We start from the raw sequence: 22178 nt of genomic DNA, 5'->3' as shown, positions 1-22178 counted from the left end.
TAAAGGAGCTATTTTGTTAATTTAAAGTACTTCTGTTTATCAGTTAGTTAGAATCAAGTCTTGGTTCTTATGTCTATTAGCGAAGCGGTCTTATGTCTTTTGTCGGACATTAATGAATTGAAATATATAAAACCAGTTAGTTTTTAATGAATTAACTGGTTTTTTTTTGTTTTTAATATTAATATTAATTTGTAAGCTTTTTTGTATATGTTTGTAGCTAATCTTAAGAAACCAATTTAAACACAAATATTTTTATTATGAAAAAAATCTTACTTTTATCTCTTTTATTTATTGGATTAATCTCTTGTTCTTCTTCTGACGACGGTAATAAAGCAAATCAAATAACGCCACCTTCATGGATTCAGGGAACATGGTTGCTTGAAGGAAGTCCTGTTTCAAGTGGCTATAAATTCTCTTCCAATGATTTTTGTTTGATAGCCTTAACCTCTGCAACTTGTCATAAAGATACTCTAGAACTATATGAAGGTTCTGAAATAACTACTAATGTGACACAGGAAATAAGTGATTCTAATTATTCTATCGAAGTAACAATTGGCTCTTCTATCCAAACTTATAATTTTGAAAAAGTTTCTAATACTGAGATTCGTTGGCTAAATTCTCCCTCAGATAGTGTTTTTACAAAACAGTAAAAACAATAATGCTGACATAAAGAAATTTAGGATACACTAAATCTAACCATGTCATAGGTTTAGCTTGTTGTCTTTGCTGAATTCAAAAAAAAAGAATAGAACTCCAGTATATCTTTATCCTACATAGATTGCCAACCCACTGGCGCGAGCGACACGCTCGTGCCAATAAAACTAAACTACATTAAATTAATACTTCCATTATTCCAGCATCCCTCAATGCATTGCTTGAATATCAATTTTTATTACAGAATCATCATCGGCATAACAACTAAAACAAACGATTTTCATATTTAAATGAAATAGATATTAAGTAAAAAAACACCAAGACAGCCTACCTATTCCGCCAAAAGAAAGGCGTAAATAAAATAAGCACCGTAAAGAGTTCTAAACGACCAATAAGCATTAAAAAGCTACACCACCATTTACCAACACTTGGCAGATTTGCATAGTTGTTAACAGGACCAAAATCACCCAAAGCTGGCCCCACGTTTCCTAAACTTGACGCCGCCAAGCCAATAGAAGATTGAAAATCGATCTCTAATAAAGAAAACCCTAAAGCCCCAATTATAAAGGACAACAAATACAAAATAAAAAAGCCCAATACATTAAATACAATATCGCCAGAAATGGATTTGGTATTATAGCGCACCGGTACAATCGCATTGGGATGCAAGGTGCGTTTAAATTCTAAAAAGCCGTTTTTAATGAGCAATAAATGCCGTACCACTTTTACACCTCCCGATGTGCTCCCTGCCGAACCTCCTAAAAACATAAGACCAAAAAAGAGCACCACCAAAAAAGGCGTCCACAAGGTGAAATCTGCGGTTACAAAACCTGTTGTTGTTATTACCGAGATAACTTGAAACAAACCATGCCTAAAAGCACTTTCAGCCTCTCCCCACACCATGGGATGTGCAATAGATGACACCGAAACATCGGCCTTAAAATAAATAATAAGTGCGGCTATAGCTGTAAAAATAGCTATAAACTTAAAATAGAGTTTAAACTCTTCGTCGTGCAATATTTTTTGAAACTTCCCTTTAAAAGCAAAATAGCTAAGCACGAAATTTGTGCCTGCCAAAAACATAAAAACAATAATAATATATTGAATAATAGGTTGGTTGTTCCAATGTGCCACACTTGCATTTTTTGTAGAAAAACCACCTGTTGACAAGGTGGATAAGGCATGGTTAACAGCATCGAAAAACGACATGCCTGCTACTTGTAACAATATAGTTTCGGCAGCTGTATAGGCAAAATAAATAAGCCATAAACGCTTCGCCGTATCGGTAATTCTCGGGTGTAATTTATCGGCGTTTGGCCCTGGAGCTTCAGCAGCAAATAATTGCATCCCTCCTATGCCTAGTAATGGCAAAATAGCAATGGCCAGTACAATAATACCCATTCCGCCAATCCAATGGGTTAAACTACGCCAAAACAACACGCCCTTTGGGACCGCTTCAATATCATTTAAAATGGTGGCACCTGTAGTAGTAAAACCAGACATAGTCTCGAAAAAAGCGTTGGTGAAACTGGGAATACTTGCAGTAAAAATATATGGTAGTGTACCAGATAAGGCCATAATAATCCATCCGAAAGTTACCACAATATAACCTTCGCGTTTATTCATTTCTTTTCTGTGACGTTTGGTAAAAAGCATGACTACGCCACCAGCTATAAGCGTAACAAGACCCGCAGAAAATAGCTCCTGCGTAACACCGTCGTTATAGACAAGGCTAATTAGTGTTGCGAGTAACATAAACCCACCACTAAATAATAAAAGTAAGCCAAAAAAATGAAAAATAATTTTATAGTTCAGCTTCATTAAAACGCTTTATTAGAGGAATAGTTTTTCAACACTCTTTATAGATTTAAGTAAACTACATACCACAACGCGATCGCCTTTTTGTATTTTAAAATCTCCTAGGGCAATTAACCCCTCTCCTGCTCTAATAACACCGCCAATAATTGCTGAGCGAGGAAAATCAATGTCTTTAATAACTTTATTACATATCACAGAGGTTTCCTTAACTTCAAATTCCAATAACTCGGCATTCATGTTATTTAATTTGGTCATGGCAACGACTTCGCCTTTTCGTATGTATCTAAAAATATTATTTGCAGCCAATAATTTTTTGTTAATTAAGGTATCAATACCAATGGATTGAGACAACTCAAAATAATCCATATTTTCAACTAAAGCGATCGTTTTTTTTACACCTTTAGACTTGGCGACCAAACAAGATATAATATTGGTTTCAGAATTATCGCCCACAGCAATAAAAGCATCCATAGCACCAATATTTTCTTCCTCTAAAATATCCACATTCCTTCCGTCGGTATTAATTACCAATACATTTGGTAAGGCGTCGGCAATATCGAAAGCTCGTTCTTTATTTTTCTCTAAAAGCTTAACTTTATAGCCTTTTTTACATAAATCTCTTCCCGTTTTGTAACCAATTTGACTCCCGCCAAGAATCATAACGTTTTTTATCTCGCGGGTTACCTTTCCTGTAAGTTTACAAAGCTCTTCTGCACCACCTTCAGAGGTTATAAACACCACATTATCGCCCTCTTTAAACAAGGTGTTTCCTCTAGGAATAATTGTAGTATGCGTTCCTGAGCGTTGTATGGCGATGGGCATAAAATGAATTTCCGGAAAAATTGAAGCCGCTTGCTTTACCTTTTTTCCAACAAAAGAGGCTTCTTTAGACAAGGTTAAACCGGCCATCGTTAACGCGCCCTCTTCAAACTCATAATTATCATCAAATGAAGAGGTTTTTAGCGATAATTGAATTTCTGAAGCGGCCAAGGCTTCTGGAGATATAAGCTCGTCAATTCCAAATTTAATAAAACCAACTTCATCTTTATGATTAATAAATTCGGTATTCGAAATTCTTGCAATAGTGCGTTTAGAACCTAATTGTTTCGCTAAAACGCAAACGGTAATATTAGTCGTTTCTGAGGAGGTCACGCTAATTAACAAATCACTACTGTCTACGCGAGCGTCTTTTAAAATAGCTATGGATGTGGCATCACCTTTAATAACTTTTATGTCCAGATGTGTATCGGCATAAGCGAGACTTTCTTTATTAGTGTCTATTAAAGTTATTTCTTGAGATTCGTAAGACAATAATTTTGCCAAATGAAATCCAACTTCACCTGCTCCAGCAATAATTATCTTCATTATTTGTGTATCATAAAAAGTATAACAAAGATACTATAAAAATAATATTGACACCTTAATAAATAGCAATATAATATTTGCTTAGCTGTTGCATAATGCTTTTGTAAAAGATTATCTTTGTATAAAAATTATAGATTTGTCGAAAATAAAACCTTATAAAGAGAGTACCTTAGGAAAAAAAGAACAAGTCACAAAAATGTTCGACACCATTTCTGGTGATTACGATGGTTTAAACCGTGTTATTTCCTTTGGTATTGATATAAAATGGCGTAAAAAAGTAGTTGCTCTTGTTGCCGAGAAAAATCCCGATACCATTTTAGATATTGCCACAGGAACGGGAGATTTAGCCATCAATCTTGCCGAAACGAATGCTAGTAAAATTGTGGGCTTAGACATTAGTAGCGGGATGTTAGAGATTGGTAAAGAAAAGATAAAGACTAAAAATTTACAGCAAAAAATAGAGATGGTTTTGGGTGACTCTGAAAACATACCTTTTAAGGACAATACTTTTGATGCCATAACGGTGGCCTTTGGTGTTCGAAATTTTGAAACGCTTGAAAAAGGCTTACAAGAAATACTTCGCGTATTAAAGCCAAATGGTCTTTTTGTAATTTTAGAAACCTCTGTGCCCAATAAAACGCCTTATAAACAAGGCTATAATTTTTACACTAAAAACATTTTACCTGTTATTGGTAGCATCTTTTCTAAAGACAAAAGTGCTTATAAATATTTATGCGAATCGGCATCTGCTTTCCCTTACGGCGAAGCGTTAAACAATATTTTAAGAAAAACCGGGTTTATTAATGTTACAGATTTACCACAAACTTTTGGCGTGGCAACGATCTACACAGCATCAAAACAATAAAAATGAAATACCTTAGCCTATTATTTATATTCTTTTTGTCTGTACATACTTGTAATGCGCAGCTTTTTAATAGAGAAAAAGTAACCTACGATGCCAATTCAGGAAGAGGAAGCACAGACAACAACTTATTGCGTTGGGGATATTTTTTAGGGATAAACAGCTACGATTTTAATTTTGATTACAACGAGGATTTACGCGACATATACGTAAAAAAAAGCGCTGGTTTTAGTGTCGGTCTCATTGGAAATTTAAGACTCAATGATTTTATAGATTTTCGTTTAGAGCCTGGTTTAATTATAACCAATCGTGAGTTGTATTACAGTCAAACTTATTTTACTGGTTTTCCAGATTTAAATAATTCAGATTTAACCAGGGAAGTTAAATCTACTTATATACACATTCCGTTATTAGTAAAATTCTCCACAAAGCGTATTAATAATTTCAAACCTTTTATTGTTGGCGGATTTTCTACGGCTTTAAATTTATCGAGTAACGAAAATAACCCAGACGATAATAGCAACGGACAATTTAGAACTAAAAAAAACATGTTTTTTTACGAACTGGGTTTCGGTATAGATCTATACCTATACAATTTTAAATTTACGCCGTCCATTCGAGGTCTTTTTGCCATTAACGATGAGCTTATTAGAGACGAAGACCCTAATAGTCCTTGGACTGGTAATGTTGCCAGCATGAAAACACGTGGGATTTTTATTAATTTCACGTTTCAATAAAATTATATTTTAAATCTTATATTCGCCTCTTAAACTCGCTTAACAGAATGGCCGTTGCTGTGGCTACATTTAAACTTTCGGTAGCTTGTAAATCGCCAAATCTGGGGATTGAAATTTTTTCGTTTATAAGTGTTTCAACAGGTTTCGATATCCCATTAGCTTCATTTCCCATAACCAACACACCTTTTTCTGGCAATTGCTTTGTGTAAATGGTTTCACCGTCCATAAAGGCACCAAAAACAGGTAAATCTGTTTCTTTTAAGAAATCTACCAAATCCACATAATTTATATTAACTCGTGTTATCGACCCCATGGTCGCCTGTACAACTTTAGGGTTAAAACAATCAACCGTTTCTTTACTACAAACCAAATCTTTTATTCCAAACCAATCACAAAGTCTAATAATTGTACCCAAATTCCCGGGGTCTCTAATGGCATCGAGGGCGACAATTAATCCGTTAATGTTCACAGGTTTTGGTTTTGGTATTTCGAAAATTGCAAGCGCTTTGTTAGGGGTGCTAAGAAAACTAATGCGTTTTAGTTCTCTTTCGGAAATTAAAACTTCATGTTTGGCATCAATATTGAAGCTTTCAGTAGTATATAATGCATGAAGCTTTAAGTTAGACTGCAGCAGTTCTTGGATTGTTTTTAAGCCTTCAACCACAAAAAAACCCTGCTGTATTCTATATTTTTTTTGCTTTAACTGCGCTATTAATTTAATCTGGTTTTTAGAGAGCATGCCATCTTTTTTTGATTGTTAGTTTTTAATTTGATAAAGAAATGAAAAATATTAACACAGTCACATCTCGTTGCATTTATTTAGGTAGATTTTTACAGAAATAATGTATTTTTGAAGATATTATATCGCGCCATTATTTTTGTTAGTCAGAACAACATTTCTTAACAATTGATCGTTAATTTGAATTAAATTTAATTTCATTGCAGAAACGCCTCTATAAAATATCGATATTTCTATGTATTACCGCATTTTTAGCGTCTTGTACTACCGTTAAAAGGGTTTCTAGCAATGAGTATTTACTTACAGAAAACACGGTATATGTTAACGACAAAAAAAACAAGACCGAAGCCGTAAATAGTTTAATACATCAAAAAACCAATAGCAAGCTTCCTATAATTGGGAATTTAAGACTGCACATTTTTAATTTAGCACGCCCAAACAGAGATTCCATTTTTGAAGTTTGGTTAGATAAAAAACCTAAAAAACGGGAACGCTTAAAAAGAAGGTACTCTCAAAAACAAGTGGATAAACTTAAAGCCACTGCTCTTGGTTTCAATAATTGGTTAAAAGAAACTGGGGAACCTCCTGTTATTGTTGATGAAGAAAAAACAAAAAAGACGGCAAACCGACTAGAAGCCTATTATAAATTTAATGGTTGGAGCGCTGTTGATGTTGCTTATGAAATCGATAAAACCGACAATAAAAGAGCTTCTATAGATTACTTTGTGACACACGGAGAACCATTTATTATCGATTCTCTAACTGTTAGTATTAAATCGCCCGTAATAGATTCACTATACCAAAACATTAAAAAAGAATCGTTAATACAACAAAACAATCAGTACAATATTCCCGTTTTAGGCATGGAGCGTGAAAGAATTGCAACCGAAATGCGAAACTCTGGTGTGTACCATTTCAATCAAGATTATATACGTTTTACTGTAGATACTGTTAAAACCAATAAAAAAGCCAACATTAACCTAATTATTCAAGACAGAGCGATTCGGACTCAAGATACCACCATACGCCAACCTTTTAAGATTTATAAGGTGAAAAATGTAAATATAGTAACCGATTACGCTTTCGAAAACAGAACTAAAGCTTACCAAGATTCTTTACTTTATAATGGGTATAAATTATATAGCTACGATAAAATGCGTTTTAGACCAAAAGCATTAACAGATGCTGTTTTTATAAGCCCATTCAAAGCTTTTAGAGACATAGATCGTACGCGTACATACAGGCATTTAAGCGAATTACGCACCTTTAAATACCCAGATATTAATTATGTAGAAAATACAGATTCTACCCTAACGGCAAATATAAACTTAGCGCCTCTAAAAAAATTCGGTTTAGGTTTTAGTGCCGAAGTATCGCAAAGTAACATACAATCTTTTGGTTTCGCATTAAATCCAAGCTTAATGATAAGAAATATATTTCGAGGGGCAGAAACTCTGGAAATATCGGCTATAGCATCTATTGGTGCTTCTAAAGATGCTGCGAACAAACGCGACCAGTTTTTTGATATTAATGAGTTTGGAGCCGATTTAAAATTAACGATACCTCGATTATTTTCACCCTTTAATACCGAGAAAATTGTTCCTAAACACATGCTAGCAAGTACTAGAATTAGTTTATCGGCCACAAGCCAAACTAATATAGGTTTAGACAAACAAACCTTTACAGGTACATTTAGTTACAAATGGCAACCAACATCTAAAGCGACCAACAGATTGGATTTATTTAATGTACAATATGTTAGAAACCTGAATATTGCGAATTATTTCGGAATTTATCAAAATACGTTTAAAACACTCGAAAACATCGCCATTAATCAGTACAACACACCAGCCGAATTTATAACGCTAGATGAAAACAACAACGAAATTTTAATACAGGAAAGTGCCGACCAGTTTATTAATTTAGTATTAGACGATAGCAGTTTCGAAACTAACAATCCTGAAGCGTATAAGACCGTAAATAGTATTGATGAACGAAAAAAACGACTTACCGAAAACAACCTAATTTTCTCCACTAGCTTTAGTTTTACAGAAAACAACCGAGAGAATTTATTTGATGATGATTTCTCCATATTCCGTTTTAAAATAGAAGCCGCAGGAAACTTGCTAGCAAACGCCTCTAAGCTATTTGGAATTAATAAAAATGATTCCAATCAATATGAGCTGTTTAATGTGGCCTATTCTCAATACGTAAAAACAGAATTTGATTATATTAAGCATTGGGATTTAGGTCGAAATAACGTATTAGCGGTGCGCAGTTTTTTAGGTATCGCTATTCCTTATGGAAACTCGTCAAACATACCATTTTCTAAAAGTTTTTTTGCTGGAGGTGTAAACGATAATCGAGCTTGGACTGCTTATAGTTTAGGTCCAGGTAGCTCGGAGACCACAGACGAGTTTAATGAAGCCAACCTAAAGTTAGCGTTAAGTATAGAGCAACGTTTTAAAATTTTCGAAAAATTACATGGCGCTGTATTCATAGATTCAGGAAATATTTGGAACGTGTTAGACGATGTAGAAGACAACGACGCCACGTTTACCAATTTTAACTCTTTAAAAGATATTGCCATTGGCTCTGGTTTTGGTTTACGCTACGATTTTAGCTTTTTTGTTTTCAGATTCGATATCGGTTTTAAAACTTACGATCCGTTTTACAGAGATCAAAATCGTTGGTTTAACGATTATAACTTCGCCAAGGCGGTATATAATATAGGTATAAACTATCCGTTTTAACAAGTGCTTAAACAAAATTTTACAGTACACACCTCAGTTACAATCTAATCCTATTTGTAGTAAGGCTATCTTCAAATAACCTACAAGTGGTTTCATAAATCTTTTATACCAACTTAGCCATGTCATGTCGCCCATAATTCGTTTACTCACATTTCTCTATATTTATAAATAGGTGTTCATGATGTGCTTCGCAGTTCTTTTTCGCTCATATTTCGGTATAAAATAAAACCATAACCCAGGCTGCTATACTTTGATTTTATATCTCATCTGAACAAAAAATAATTGAAATTAATAAGACGACATTTCAAAACTAAATTGGTATTAAACGCTTGTAAAAAAGATGTAAAAAAACAAAAAACTACATCGTTTTAGTCTAGGATTAAGTCTTTCAAGCCGAACAATAAAAATAATTATTTAAAATTCATTACTTTTGAAAGCTTAATTAAACTATTAATCAATTTAAAATTACAATGGGACACAATATAAAGCCAGGTGTTGCGACAGGTAAAGAAGTGCAAGCTATTTTTAACCATGCAAAAGCGAATAATTATGCACTACCTGCAGTTAACGTAGTAGGTTCAGATACTATTAATGCTGTTTTAGAAACCGCAAAAGATTTAAATGCGCCAGTAATTATTCAATTCTCCAATGGTGGTGCCCAATTTAATGCCGGTAAAGGACTCGGTAACGAAAATCAAAAAGCGGCCATAGCTGGTGCCGTTGCTGGGGCAAAACATATACACACTTTAGCTGAGGCTTATGGTGCTACCGTTATTTTGCACACCGACCATTGCGCTAAAAAAATTATTACCTTGGATAGATGGCTTATTAGATGCTAGTGAAACTCATTTTAAAGAAACTGGAAAATCTTTATTCAGTTCACATATGATTGACCTATCAGAAGAACCTATCGAAGAAAACATTGCCATCTGTAAAACCTATTTAGAAAGAATGTCGAAAATTGGCATGACTTTAGAAATTGAGTTGGGAATTACAGGCGAAGAAGATGGTGTGGATAATACCGATGTAGACGACTCTAAATTATACACGCAACCAGAAGAGGTAGCTTATGCTTACGAAGAATTAAGCAAAGTAAGTTCGCAGTTTACAATTGCAGCGGCGTTTGGTAATGTGCACGGTGTTTACAAACCAGGTAACGTAAAACTCACCCCAAAAATATTAAAGAACTCACAAGAATACATCTCAAAAAAATATGGGGTAGAGCACAATCATATTGATTTTGTATTTCACGGAGGTTCTGGGTCTTCGCTTGAAGAAATTCGAGAAGGCATAAGTTATGGTGTTATTAAAATGAATATCGATACCGATTTACAGTATGCTTTCACTACTGGAGTACGCGATTATATGAAAGATAAAGCCGAGTATTTAAAAGGGCAAATTGGAAATCCTGATGGTGAAAACCTCCCAAATAAAAAATACTACGATCCTCGTGTTTGGCTGCGTGAAGGCGAAAAAACATTTATAGCACGTTTAAAAAAGGCTTTTGAAGATTTAAACAATGTAAATACATTATAAACGGTATGAGAACACCGTAAAGATCTTACCATACGGAAGGTCATTTTCATAAAAAACTGTGGTAAAAATAGACTACAGAAGGGTTTTTAGAGTTTCGTTAACAAAAATCGCTTAAGGCTTGCCACGAAATTGAAATAAAGCTTTAATTTTGTAATCAGGCTTGTAGTGTACATAGATATACAACGAAAAACTACAATCCACAACACAATTCACGATAGAAATAGATTAAACAATCTTAAACATCGTAAATTTAAAACAGCAAATCATTATGTCTTGGTTTAAAAGAAAAGGAAAAGGAATACACACGAGTACAGAAGAAAAAAAAGATACCCCGAAAGGACTTTGGTACAAATCCCCAACAGGAAAAATTGTAGACGCTGAAGAATTAGAAAAAAACTTTTATGTAAGTCCAGAAGATGGCTACCATGTTAGAATTGGCAGTAAGGAATATTTTGAAATCTTGTTTGATGACAATAAGTTTAAAGAATTAGATGCTAATTTAGAATCTAAAGACCCCTTAAAGTTTGAGGATACCAAAAAGTATCCAGACCGTTTAAAAGCAGCTCAAGAAAAAACAAAGTTAAAAGACGCCGTTCGCAGTGCCGTAGGAAAATCTAAAGGCAAAGAAATAGTTATTTCTTGTATGGATTTTGGTTTTATAGGTGGCTCTATGGGTAGTGTTGTTGGTGAAAAAATTACACGAGCGGCAGACTATGCTTTAAAACACAAACTTCCTTTCATGATAATCTCCAAATCTGGAGGTGCACGTATGATGGAAGCTGCTTTATCTCTCATGCAATTAGCAAAAACATCGGTAAAGTTGGCGCAATTAGCAGATGCAGGCATACCATACATCTCACTATGTACAGACCCAACCACAGGAGGTACAACGGCATCTTTTGCCATGCTAGGCGATATTAATATTGCCGAACCAGGCGCTTTAATAGGCTTTGCTGGTCCGAGAATTGTAAGAGATACCACAGGTAAAGAATTGCCAGAAGGTTTTCAAACTTCAGAGTTTTTGCTAGAACACGGCTTTTTAGATTTTATAAGCCATAGAAAAGAGTTAAAAGATCAAGTAAATAAATATATCGATCTTATTACTAACCAGCCTATGCGTGCTTAATTAGTAATCTGTATTTAATAAATATAACGGCTCGTAATCTTAAATTTATGAGTCGTTTTTTTTTTATTAGACATCAAAAGCATTATCTCAAAAGCTTTAGCCAAGCGATTAGCCTTATCTATTTTAAACACGCAAACACTAACCCAAAAAGCAGCCGTGCCAAAAACCGTGAGGTCTTAATGCTCAAAATATTTTTATCACAAAAAATAAATATAAATATAATTTTAATTAGTATATTTGCCGCTTGGAAGAAAAGCTTCCATGTACATAACAATCATTTACAATAATATTAGAATGTATTTATCAAAAGAAGAAAAGCAGGAGCTTTTTGCCAAACACGGTAAAGGAAAGCACGACACTGGCAGCGCAGAAGGACAAATTGCGTTATTTACACAACGTATTAACCACTTAACCGAGCACTTAAAAAACAATCGTAAAGATTATAATACCGAGCGCTCTTTAGTAATGCTTGTTGGTAAGCGTCGTGCGCTATTAGATTACCTAACCAAGAAAGATATTTTAAGATATCGTGCTATCATTAAAGAATTAGGTTTAAGAAAATAAGAAAGAGAGGCTTTAAAAGCCTCTTTTTTGTTTTTGCGTTAGGGATTGATACGGCATCCTTTTTTGCCATTAAAAGCAAAAAAGATACAGTGGAAAGCCCGGCCTTTAAGGAACGCCCAAATAAAAAACACTCGAACGCAAGAGTTTTAAACAGCGTATTTTTATAATTAAGCAGATCTTGAATTAAATTCGAGATAATTAGTTTTTCATTGGTCACACACAACAACTACACACAACACAACGACCATTGTTTAATTAGAATTAAAAAATTTATGATTCCAAAAGTTTTTAAAGAGGTCATTGACCTAGGTGACGGTAGAGAAATTTCTATTGAAACTGGAAAATTAGCAAAACAAGCGCATGGAAGCGTTGTTGTAAAGTCTGGAAATTGTGTATTATTAGGTACTGTAGTCTCTAATTACAAACAATCTGATGTGGACTTTTTACCTCTAACAGTAGATTACCGTGAGAAATACGCCGCAGCAGGTCGTTATCCTGGAGGGTTCTTTAAAAGAGAAGCCAGACCAAGTGATAGTGAAGTCTTAACCATGCGTTTAGTGGATCGCGTTTTACGACCATTGTTCCCAAAAGATTATCATGCAGAAACCCAAGTCATGATTCAATTAATGTCTCATGATGACAATGTTATGCCTGAAGCCATGGCTGGTTTAGCGGCTTCTGCAGCCATTCAATTGTCTGACATACCATTTGAATGTGCAATTTCTGAAGTTCGAGTGGCCCGTGTTAACGGTGAATTTGTTATTAACCCAACAAGAGCGCAATTAGCCGATTCTGATTTAGAGATGATGATTGGCGCCTCTACAGATTCTGTAATGATGGTAGAGGGTGAAATGGATGAAATTTCTGAAGAAGAAATGGCTGATGCTATTAAATTTGCCCACGATGCTATTAAAGTTCAAATTGAAGCACAATTACGTTTAGCTGAAGCATTTGGCAAAAAAGAAGTTCGAGAATACGAAACTGCCGAAGTAAACGCAGATTTAGAAAAAAGAATACACGACTTAGCATACGATAAATGTTACGCCATAGCCAAGAAAGGAACTTCTAAGACCGAGCGTGGCAACGCTTTCGCTGCAGTAAAAGAAGAGATAATCGCTTCGTTCACCGAAGAAGAAATGGAAGAATTTGGTCATCTTGTTGGAGGATACTTCGATAAAGCCGAAAAAGAAGCCGTTCGAGAGTTAACCCTAAGTGAGGGCTTACGATTAGACGGTAGAAAAACCGATGAGATTAGACCGATTTGGTCGGAGGTAGATTATTTACCATCTGCACATGGTTCTTCAATATTCTCACGTGGTGAAACTCAAGCACTAGCAACGGTTACCCTTGGAACCTCAAGAGATGCCAATAAAATTGATATGCCATCGTACGAAGGTGAAGAAAACTTCTACTTACATTATAACTTCCCTCCTTTTTGTACAGGCGAAGCTAGACCACTAAGAGGAACGTCAAGACGAGAAATTGGACATGGTAACTTAGCACAACGAGGTTTAAAAGGAATGATACCAGAAGATTGTCCTTACACAGTTCGCGTAGTCTCTGAAGTATTAGAATCTAACGGATCGTCTTCTATGGCAACCGTTTGTGCTGGTACAATGGCTTTAATGGATGCTGGGGTAAAAATGAAAAGACCAGTTTCTGGTATTGCTATGGGTTTAATTTCCGATGGTGATCGCTATGCGGTATTGTCTGATATTTTGGGCGATGAAGACCACTTAGGAGACATGGACTTTAAAGTAACAGGTACTTCTCAAGGAATTACGGCATGCCAAATGGATATTAAGATTAAAGGCCTTAGCTACGAGATCTTAGTAAATGCACTAAAACAAGCGCGCGAAGGTCGTTTGCATATTTTAGATAAAATGGCAGAAACCATTGCAGCTCCTGCCGAAGATGTGAAAGCTCACGCTCCAAAAATCGTGACTAGACGCATTCCAAACGAATTTATTGGTGCCTTAATTGGACCTGGCGGAAAAGTGATCCAAGAAATGCAAAAAGAAACCAATACCACTATCGTAATTAACGAAGACCCCGTTACTGAAGAAGGTATTATAGAAATATTAGGAGTTGGTCAAGAAGGTATTGAAGCTGTTTTAGCCAAAATTGACGCCTTATTATTTAAACCTCAAGTAGGCAGCGTTTACGAGGTTAAAGTTATTAAAATGCTAGATTTTGGTGCCGTTGTAGAATATACCGAAGCACCAGGAAACGAAGTTTTATTACACGTCAGTGAATTGGCTTGGGAACGCACCGAAAACGTTACAGATGTTGTAAATATGGGTGATGTTTTTGATGTGAAATATTTTGGTGTAGATCCAAGAACACGTAAAGAAAAAGTATCGCGTAAAGCCCTATTACCAAAACCAGAAGGTTATGTGGCTAGACCACCAAGAGATGATAAACGCTCTGGAGGTCGTGATAATAACCGAGGTAGAGATAATCGCGGACGTGATGATAGAAAACCAAGAGAAGATAAAAAAGAGGATTAATTAATCTTTTTTACAGATCAATAATTTTAAGCCTGTTTCAATAAGTTGAAACAGGCTTATTTTTTTTATAAATATTTCAAAAATTAATGCATCATTATATTCGAAACTGAATTATTTTTAAATAATCAAAGAAGAAAATTATAAGCAGAACATAGTCTATCAAGCAAGTTTATTTTGTGTTTGCAAGCTTCTAATTCATATAATTAATTTATAAACACTAGTATAAACTAGACTACATAATACCACTTAAACGATTTTTAAATTACAAGAAACTAAAAGCAAACTTATTAGCGAAGTGGAATTTAAAACTTAATACCATTATTAGAAGTCAAATGATATAATAGCAAACAATTATTATTTTTTTAAAGAATATATTGGTTAATACTGTTAAATTTTATATGTTTGCTTTTACTCGATGAGCTCTGAGCAGGGCATAACCGCAAGCTCGACATGCTTTAAATTAATTTAGTACCCATCGTGTTAAAACCGTTAAAATATAAACTAAGCATAATCAATTATTAAAATTAAACACAAAACAATGAAAAGTAAAATTAAATTTATTGCACTTTCTTTAGCAATTTTTGCTATTACTGCATGTAATCAAGAGAAAAAAACAACTCCCGTAACAGAAGCACCTGAGACCAATGTGCTCGTGGAGGACGTTCTAACCAAAGAAAAACAAGATGCTTTAACACCAGATGATGTTGTAAAAAATCTTCAAGAAGGAAATGTTAGATTCACTAATAACGATTTAACTCAAAGAGACCTCTCGGCGCAAAGAAGAAAAACAATCTCAGGACAATTTCCGGAAGCCATTATCTTATCTTGTGTAGACAGTAGAGTTCCTGTTGAAGATGTTTTCGATAGAGGAATTGGCGATTTATTTGTTGCACGTGTTGCTGGTAATTTTGTGAATGAAGATATTTTAGGAAGTATGGAATATGCTTGTAAAGTATCAGGTTCAAAATTAGTACTAGTTCTAGGACACGAACACTGTGGTGCGGTAAAATCGACTATAGACGACGTAAAATTAGGAAACATTACACCAATGTTAAGCAAAATAAAGCCTGCACTTGAAACTGTAGAATATGAAGGCGAGCGCACATCGAAAAATGAGGAGTTTGTGCACATGGTTTGCGAAAGCAATATAAAAAACACCATAGACCAAATTCGAACTCAGAGCCCAATTCTAAAAGAAATGGAAGCTAATGGCGAAATAAAAATAGCTGGTGCGGTTTACGATATGGATACTGGAAAAGTTGAATGGTTAAAATAAAAACAAGAACTTTATCCTTACACTTAAAAACCACTTTTTGCAAATTACAAAAAGTGGTTTTTTTATGTGTTTAGAATTAAAAATGTCTATTGCAACCTTTTCAAAATCGTATAAAAATTTTAAAAAGTATAGGTTGCCCCAGTTAAAAAGAAACGCCAATATTATCTGGGATACTGTTTCCTAATATTACGTATTAAATCTTCTAATCCGTTTAGTTTAAGCTCATAGACCTGTTTAAGCATATCCCCTAATTTCCCTTTAGGAAACCCCTTATTATTATACCAAACTATATAATACTCGGGTAAGTCAATTAAATACCGATCTTTATATTTACCATATGGCATTTTGGTATAGGCCAGTTTTATTAAAAATTCTTTATCAGGAATCATAAATATACTTTTAGGCATTTTATTAAAATAGAACAGATAACACAACTAAACATACCATACCAAATTAAAAATTGAATTTGCTATTCATTATACCAATTAAGTTTTGAAATGTCGTATGGTTAATTTGGTATAAAATGGTTGTGTAAAAAACTAGGGCTTTGATTTAAATTGTGATAGTTTTTCGAGTTCTTCTGAAACGAAGGTTTGCCATTTTATTTGACTCTCATCATTTCTAGAATAATTGGTTTCGTTATCGTAACGTTTTTGCATTGCTGTAAGCGCCTTAATTACACGATTATTTAGTGTTTTTAACTCCTTTTTAAGCGATTTAGAGACCTTGAGCTCTGCAATAGCATATCTAAGTTTACGCGCATGCAGTTCTGTGATATCAAAATGCAATTGTTCGTGCTTTAAAAGGGTATCACTACGCTCATCTGGTTTGTACCATGATTTTTCGGGGTAGAAATGACAAAGCACTTCCGTCGTAAAACTCATAATATGCGCGTCTTTTTCAGTGATTGAAAACCGAAAAGAAATTCCAGACGCCGTGATTGCCGAAGCGCTCACCTCGTAGTTTGGTTCTCCTTTAAAATCCGACCATGATAATTTATAAGACTCCCGCCAAACCATTGGAGGCTCATTATAAACCAAAAAGGTAAAATATAAAGCTAGAAGAAACTTAAACAAACTAAATAGATACTTTGTATTTTTTTAAAAACCATGTTTATTGCACAACCTCAACAATTTCTAAGTCTTGAAGCTTCACTAAATAAACCGTGTCATTATAATAGCCTCCTAAAAGTTTTTTCTTGTATAAAAATTTATTTTCTACATATTCTGTTAGTGGACTATTGGTGACAGAACTATATAAATTTTCAGAGGTTACCAGTCTTAACACAACATCCATCGTTAGATCGAAACCTTTAACCGCTGCACTATTTGGCGTCGCGTTGTACAGTTTTTTGTAACGATTTACAAACGTATTATTATCACTTTCATTATAGGTTTTAGATGTGGTTGCATAATGAAACTGCAATTTCGATAAATGCTCGTTAGACACCCCATCGCCGGTAAAAGCAGCATTCATGTTTGTTGTAACCAAAGTAATATGTACCGCTGGAGTATTCGTTCTTTTATCCTCCTCTTTTATCAACGATGCTAAAATGCTTGTTACATTAGAAACAAACCCCTCGTCTTTGGTCTCTAAAAACACAATATTTTTACCAGGTTTTAACGCAGCTTCAATATCTTCTTTCATTACAAAAAACTCATCATCACCAGTTTTGTCATTCTTTCTGGAATACACTTGTTCGGCTTGAGCAAAATCCCGCTTTACGCCGTTTGAAACTTGAGTGTGTTTCGAATCTGAAATAACAACTATGTTATTTGTCGTACTATCTTTCTTTACAAAATGAACGATGGCACTTTTTAATTTATCGTTTGTTGGTCTGGATTGAAACACATTATCATGTAATTTCAAATTCAAACCAATTGGAGAAACAATTGGTACATTATAGTTTTTTAATTTGGTTGCTGCCTTTTCAAAAGTATTTGAGGTTAAAGGACCAATTACGGCATCGACAGTTTTAAAATCGCCATTATCGATTATCTTTGAAACTTCGTTAACATCAAACTTAGTATCGTAAACATCCATCCTTAGTGAAACTCCTAATTTTTTTAAGGAATCTACAGCTAATAAAACACCCGAATAAAAATCTAAGGACGCATTTAAATACGGGTCATTAGTGATGCTTTTTGTAGTATTTGATTTCGATTTAAAATCGACTTTATTTAACCTAAAAGGCAACATGACAGCAATGCGCTTTTCTTTAAAGTCTGTAATATTTTCAGATAAATTGATGGCTTTGATATCTTCTAAGGAATCCGCCTTAGAAAACGGTATTTTTAAAATCATACCAACCTTTAAACCTGTTTCTTTCAATTCTGGGTTTAAGAGTTCTAATTGCTCTTGGTCTAAGCCCAGTTTAATTTTTAAACGGTAAAACCCTTCTTTAGGAAGCACCTCATAATAGCTATATCTTTCGTCTACTAAGCGTTTATCATCTTCAGCAATTTTGGGCACTAAAATTTCTTGTCCCTCCTTTAAAACCTCACCCATTTCAGGATTAAGCGCTTCTAATTCGGCTACCGAGATTCCAAATTTATAAGCAATTCGCCATTTACCTTCTTTAGGTTTTACCACGTAAACTCTATTAGTTTCTTCAGTTTCGTGGGTAACTTTAAAAACGGGAATTTGAAGCCTATCTCCTTTTTTAAGTGGTGCTGAGTATAAAAATTTATTGTATTTTTTTATCTCATCTTCAGATACATTGTATTTTTTAGACAAGCCATACAAGGTTTCTTTTCTTCTGGTTTTATGACTTTTAAAACCATCTAATGTTTTCACCGTCGTGATTTTAGGTTCTTGAGCTTTAGAAACTGGAATAATTAAAATCGTGTTTGGTTTCAAGCCTTTTTTCGCATCTGGATTCAATTTATAAATATCAGATGGCGAAACGGCATATTGTCGCGCTAAAGCCTCGACGGTTTCACCGCTTTTAACTTGATGCATCTCGAAATCTTGAGCAGTAACCGTTGTAAAACCAAATACTAAAAACAAAAGCGATGCTAATAAAATTTTATTCATATTATTAATGTCTAATCGAAAATAAGTATTGCAAACATAGCTATTTAAATTATATACGTTTCTTTTTAAAATAAAAGCTACTTCTATAGTTTTACAAGCATACAGTATGCCAAAATTACTATTTTATGTTTTTAATTTCACTACTCGCTTCCTTTTATAGTCGGCGAGCTGGAACATACCGTTCAATCCCAAATGCAGGCACACTTGTTTAAGCCTTTAGCCATTCAAAATTATTCCCATTCAATAGTTGCTGGTGGTTTCGAACTAATATCGTACACTACTCTATTAACGCCTTTTACTTTATTTATTATATCGTTTGATATTTTTTGAAGAAACTCGTAAGGTAAATTCACCCAATCGGCAGTCATACCATCGGTACTTTCAACGGCTCTAAGGGCCACACATTTTTCGTAAGTACGCTCATCGCCCATTACACCAACACTATTTACTGGGAGCAACATGGCGCCTGCTTGCCATACTTTATCGTATAGTCCCCATTCTTTTAAACCGTTAATAAAAATCGCATCAACCTCTTGAAGCATTTGTACTTTTTCGGCTGTAATATCGCCTAAAATACGAATGCCTAGTCCTGGTCCTGGAAAGGGGTGACGCCCTAATAATTCTGGATCTATGCCTAAAGTCGCCCCAACGCGTCTCACTTCATCTTTAAAAATAGCACGAAGTGGCTCCACAATTTTAAGCTTCATAAAATCTGGTAAACCACCAACATTATGGTGAGATTTAATAGTTGCCGATGGGCCACCTGTTGCCGAAACACTCTCGATAACATCTGGATAAATAGTACCCTGTGCCAACCATTTTACGTCTTCCAGCTTATTGGCTTCATCATCGAAAACCTCGATAAACGCATTACCAATGGCCTTGCGCTTTTCTTCTGGATCTTCAACACCTTTTAAGGCAGCTAAAAAACGTTTTGAAGCATCAACGCCCTTTACGTTTAAGCCCATACCCTCGTATTGCTTTAACACACTTTCGAATTCATTTTTTCGAAGCAAGCCGTTATTTACGAAAATACAATATAGGTTTTTTCCAATAGCTTTATTTAACAAAACCGCAGATACTGTGGAATCGACACCACCAGAGAGCCCTAAAACCACCTTATCATTTCCTACTTTTTCTTGAATGGCTTCAACCGTTTCTTCAACAAAAGAATCTGGTGTCCAATCTTGGTTAAGTCCAGCTATACCCACTAAAAAGTTTTCTAGAAGCTTTTTCCCATCGGTTGAGTGATACACTTCTGGATGAAATTGAATGGCATAAGTCGTTTCACCTTCAATTTTATAAGCAGCATTTTCAACATCTTTTGTGCTGGCCAATAAAACACCATTTGTAGGTAATTGCTTAATGGTATCACTATGGCTCATCCACACTTGGCTGCCTTCATTTATATTTTTAAAGAAATCGTCATCACTTTTAACAAAAGACAAATTAGCACGACCATATTCTCTAGTGTTCGATGGTGTGACTTCGCCGCCAGAAAAATGCGCTAAATATTGCGCGCCGTAGCAAACGGCTAGCAATGGCTTTTTAGCTCTTATCTCAGATAAATCTGGATGCAAAGCAGCATCTCCTCTTACAGAAAATGGACTACCAGACAGAATCACAGCCTTGTAATCGTCTAAATTTGTTGGAATTTTGTTGAATGGATGTATCTCGGAATAAATATTGAGTTCTCTAACTCTACGTGCAATAAGTTGAGTGTATTGCGATCCGAAGTCTAAAATTAATACTTTATCATGTTGCATGCGCAAAAATAATAATTGATTTGATATGGACTAGTTCTTGTTTAACAATTTTTTGCTTTTTTTTTTTAAACCATAGAATCTAAAATTAATTTGATGTCTTCTTCAGTTGTATCTGGATTGACAAAACAAAAACGCGAAACGGTTTCAAAGGTATTGCCTGTTTTCCATTTTGTTGGCGTGACTAAGGCGAATCCTTTTTTATGGTTTTCATATGTCCAATGCGTATAATCTTCAGGCTCCCAACCTATTCTTCTGTATAATACACAAGACAAACTGGGTTCGCGCACCAATTCAACATTTGGGTTTTCTTCAATTAATCGCCCTGCTATTTGTGCGAGTTCAATTCCACGCTCAACCGCTTCTTTATAACGATCTGTACCGTGAGTGGCTAACGAAAACCACAACGGCAAACCTCTAACACGTCGTGTTAACTGTATTTGATAATCGGATGGATTGAAACCATGCGCCCCTTCATCTTTAAAAATGTCCAAATAAGAGCCTTCTTGAGCGTGGGCTCGCTTTGCCAATTCTGGGTCTTTATAAATTACCGCACCACAATCGTAAGGCGAGAACATCCATTTATGTGGGTCGATAGTAATGCTATCGGCGCGCTCAATACCTTTAAACAAATGCCTTACCGAATCGGCCATTAATGCGCCACCACCATAGGCAGCGTCTATATGAAACCATAAATTTTCTTCTTCACAAATAGTAGCAATACCCTCTAAATCGTCAATAATACCAGCATTGGTAGTGCCTCCAGTTGCTACAATTGCAAATAAACGCCTACGTTGATGTGTTGTTAAATTATCGATGGTGTCTTGTAAGGCCTTACCGTGCATAACATCTTCGGTATCGACTAGCAAAATATCCACATCGGCCACTTTTGCCATAGCTTTAATTGAAGAGTGGGCACCAATTGAAGTGATGATTAAGCCTTTTTCGCCTTTAAAAGCTTCATTTTCTCTCCAATGCTCTCGAGCAGTGACAATAGCCGATAAATTTGCAGCTGTACCTCCACTCGTAAAGACACCAAAAGCCCCTTCTGGTAATCCTGTTAAAGACACCATCCAGCGCATGGCTTCGTTTTCGCAAAAAATACCACCAGCACCTTCCATCCAATACGCGCCGTGAATACTAGATGCCGATGTTACCAAATCGAACATGATAGACGCTCGTGTGGGCGCTGCAGGTACAAAGGCTAAATGCCGGGGATGGTCTATAGGCACATTGGCTTTGGCTAAATGTTTCTTCCACAGATCGAAGGCGTACTCACCCCCAATTCCCTTTTTTGTGACGGTTTCGCCAACTAAAGCCTTGAGTTCTTCGGCTTTTTTAGGCTTACCAATTTTATGTTTTGTTGAAGAAATCCTATCGATGGTATATTTCATAACATCCATAGTCATTTCGACTAAATCCATGTCAATTTTATGCAT

The 22178-nt window shown here is 35.1% G+C and carries 16 protein-coding genes and 1 pseudogene; 9 read left to right on the top strand and 8 right to left on the bottom strand.

Going from position 1 to position 22178, the window contains the following annotated elements:
- Positions 1–257: 257 nt before the first annotated feature.
- Positions 258–650, top strand: a complete 393-nt coding sequence (locus FEZ18_RS11635) for a hypothetical protein (RefSeq protein ID WP_153268471.1) — start codon at positions 258–260, stop codon at positions 648–650.
- A 331-nt stretch (positions 651–981) separates the two neighbouring features.
- Here the strand turns inward: FEZ18_RS11635 and FEZ18_RS11630 are convergent, their stop codons facing one another.
- Positions 982–2475, bottom strand: a complete 1494-nt coding sequence (locus FEZ18_RS11630) for a TrkH family potassium uptake protein (RefSeq protein ID WP_153268470.1) — start codon at positions 2473–2475, stop codon at positions 982–984.
- Positions 2476–2487: 12 nt separating this feature from the next.
- Positions 2488–3837 (bottom strand): Trk system potassium transporter TrkA, encoded by a 1350-nt coding sequence (gene trkA, locus FEZ18_RS11625; protein ID WP_153268469.1) that lies wholly within the window; start codon positions 3835–3837, stop codon positions 2488–2490.
- Between the two features lie 136 nt (positions 3838–3973).
- On the opposite strand from trkA, the gene ubiE reads away from it, so the two are divergent.
- Both ubiE and FEZ18_RS11615 read left to right on the top strand, forming a co-directional pair.
- The gene (gene ubiE / locus FEZ18_RS11620; protein WP_194269476.1) at positions 3974–4702 is read left to right on the top strand and encodes a bifunctional demethylmenaquinone methyltransferase/2-methoxy-6-polyprenyl-1,4-benzoquinol methylase UbiE; all 729 of its coding nucleotides are present in this window, start codon (positions 3974–3976) and stop codon (positions 4700–4702) included.
- 2 nt (positions 4703–4704) lie between these two features.
- Positions 4705–5436: a porin family protein gene (locus FEZ18_RS11615; RefSeq protein ID WP_153268468.1), complete on the top strand. Its 732-nt coding sequence runs from the start codon at positions 4705–4707 to the stop codon at positions 5434–5436.
- Positions 5437–5452: 16 nt separating this feature from the next.
- On the opposite strand, the gene FEZ18_RS11610 is transcribed toward FEZ18_RS11615, so the two are convergent.
- Positions 5453–6175, bottom strand: coding sequence for a TrmH family RNA methyltransferase (locus FEZ18_RS11610; RefSeq protein ID WP_153268467.1), 723 nt, complete (start codon positions 6173–6175; stop codon positions 5453–5455).
- A 200-nt stretch (positions 6176–6375) separates the two neighbouring features.
- Here FEZ18_RS11610 and FEZ18_RS11605 point away from each other — a divergent pair, with 200 nt between their 5' ends.
- The 6 genes and pseudogenes from FEZ18_RS11605 to FEZ18_RS11580 all read left to right on the top strand — a co-directional run bounded on the left by FEZ18_RS11605 (position 6376) and on the right by FEZ18_RS11580 (position 15940).
- Positions 6376–8928, top strand: coding sequence for a BamA/TamA family outer membrane protein (locus FEZ18_RS11605; protein WP_153268466.1), 2553 nt, complete (start codon positions 6376–6378; stop codon positions 8926–8928).
- 470 nt (positions 8929–9398) lie between these two features.
- Positions 9399–10464: pseudogene (gene fbaA / locus FEZ18_RS11600) on the top strand (class II fructose-bisphosphate aldolase).
- Positions 10465–10732: 268 nt separating this feature from the next.
- Complete coding sequence (gene accD / locus FEZ18_RS11595) at positions 10733–11590, top strand: acetyl-CoA carboxylase, carboxyltransferase subunit beta (RefSeq protein WP_153268465.1); 858 nt, start codon at positions 10733–10735, stop codon at positions 11588–11590.
- Between the two features lie 294 nt (positions 11591–11884).
- Complete coding sequence (rpsO, locus tag FEZ18_RS11590; protein WP_153269110.1) at positions 11885–12154, top strand: 30S ribosomal protein S15; 270 nt, start codon at positions 11885–11887, stop codon at positions 12152–12154.
- A gap of 272 nt (positions 12155–12426) precedes the next feature.
- Positions 12427–14664, top strand: a complete 2238-nt coding sequence (locus FEZ18_RS11585; RefSeq protein ID WP_153268464.1) for a polyribonucleotide nucleotidyltransferase — start codon at positions 12427–12429, stop codon at positions 14662–14664.
- Positions 14665–15202: 538 nt separating this feature from the next.
- Positions 15203–15940, top strand: coding sequence for a carbonic anhydrase family protein (locus tag FEZ18_RS11580; RefSeq protein WP_153268463.1), 738 nt, complete (start codon positions 15203–15205; stop codon positions 15938–15940).
- 161 nt (positions 15941–16101) lie between these two features.
- Here FEZ18_RS11580 and FEZ18_RS11575 read toward each other — a convergent pair whose 3' ends face one another.
- The 5 genes from FEZ18_RS11575 to FEZ18_RS11555 form a co-directional block, all read right to left on the bottom strand.
- Positions 16102–16329 carry a DUF3820 family protein gene (locus FEZ18_RS11575; protein WP_153269109.1) on the bottom strand — a complete coding sequence of 76 codons (228 nt, stop codon included), beginning with the start codon at positions 16327–16329 and terminating at the stop codon, positions 16102–16104.
- Between the two features lie 150 nt (positions 16330–16479).
- Complete coding sequence (locus tag FEZ18_RS11570; RefSeq protein ID WP_153268462.1) at positions 16480–17016, bottom strand: DUF922 domain-containing protein; 537 nt, start codon at positions 17014–17016, stop codon at positions 16480–16482.
- 37 nt (positions 17017–17053) lie between these two features.
- On the bottom strand, positions 17054–18976 hold the full coding sequence (locus FEZ18_RS11565) for a LysM peptidoglycan-binding domain-containing protein (RefSeq protein WP_153268461.1): 1923 nt from the start codon (positions 18974–18976) through the stop codon (positions 17054–17056).
- Between the two features lie 230 nt (positions 18977–19206).
- Positions 19207–20742 carry a glutamine-hydrolyzing GMP synthase gene (guaA, locus tag FEZ18_RS11560; protein WP_153268460.1) on the bottom strand — a complete coding sequence of 512 codons (1536 nt, stop codon included), beginning with the start codon at positions 20740–20742 and terminating at the stop codon, positions 19207–19209.
- A 65-nt stretch (positions 20743–20807) separates the two neighbouring features.
- A complete protein-coding gene (locus tag FEZ18_RS11555; RefSeq protein WP_153268459.1) occupies positions 20808–22178 on the bottom strand; it encodes a pyridoxal phosphate-dependent decarboxylase family protein in 1371 nt (456 codons plus the stop codon).

The organism is Oceanihabitans sp. IOP_32 (assembly GCF_009498295.1).
GTDB lineage: Bacteria > Bacteroidota > Bacteroidia > Flavobacteriales > Flavobacteriaceae > Wocania > Wocania indica.
Note: the sequence above shows the minus strand (reverse complement) of the source record. Positions and strands in the feature narration are given on the sequence as shown.

Bases quoted from the DNA above. Each gene is read 5' to 3' on its own strand.
- FEZ18_RS11635 (WP_153268471.1), top strand. From the start codon at position 258: ATGAAAAAAATCTTACTTTTATCTCTTTTATTTATTGGATTAATCTCT.
- FEZ18_RS11630 (WP_153268470.1), bottom strand. From the start codon at position 2,475: ATGAAGCTGAACTATAAAATTATTTTTCATTTTTTTGGCTTACTTTTA.
- trkA (WP_153268469.1), bottom strand. From the start codon at position 3,837: ATGAAGATAATTATTGCTGGAGCAGGTGAAGTTGGATTTCATTTGGCA.
- FEZ18_RS11615 (WP_153268468.1), top strand. From the start codon at position 4,705: ATGAAATACCTTAGCCTATTATTTATATTCTTTTTGTCTGTACATACT.
- FEZ18_RS11610 (WP_153268467.1), bottom strand. From the start codon at position 6,175: ATGCTCTCTAAAAACCAGATTAAATTAATAGCGCAGTTAAAGCAAAAA.
- accD (WP_153268465.1), top strand. From the start codon at position 10,733: ATGTCTTGGTTTAAAAGAAAAGGAAAAGGAATACACACGAGTACAGAA.
- rpsO (WP_153269110.1), top strand. From the start codon at position 11,885: ATGTATTTATCAAAAGAAGAAAAGCAGGAGCTTTTTGCCAAACACGGT.
- FEZ18_RS11585 (WP_153268464.1), top strand. From the start codon at position 12,427: ATGATTCCAAAAGTTTTTAAAGAGGTCATTGACCTAGGTGACGGTAGA.
- FEZ18_RS11580 (WP_153268463.1), top strand. From the start codon at position 15,203: ATGAAAAGTAAAATTAAATTTATTGCACTTTCTTTAGCAATTTTTGCT.
- FEZ18_RS11575 (WP_153269109.1), bottom strand. From the start codon at position 16,329: ATGATTCCTGATAAAGAATTTTTAATAAAACTGGCCTATACCAAAATG.
- FEZ18_RS11565 (WP_153268461.1), bottom strand. From the start codon at position 18,976: ATGAATAAAATTTTATTAGCATCGCTTTTGTTTTTAGTATTTGGTTTT.
- guaA (WP_153268460.1), bottom strand. From the start codon at position 20,742: ATGCAACATGATAAAGTATTAATTTTAGACTTCGGATCGCAATACACT.
- FEZ18_RS11555 (WP_153268459.1), bottom strand. From the start codon at position 22,178: ATGCATAAAATTGACATGGATTTAGTCGAAATGACTATGGATGTTATG.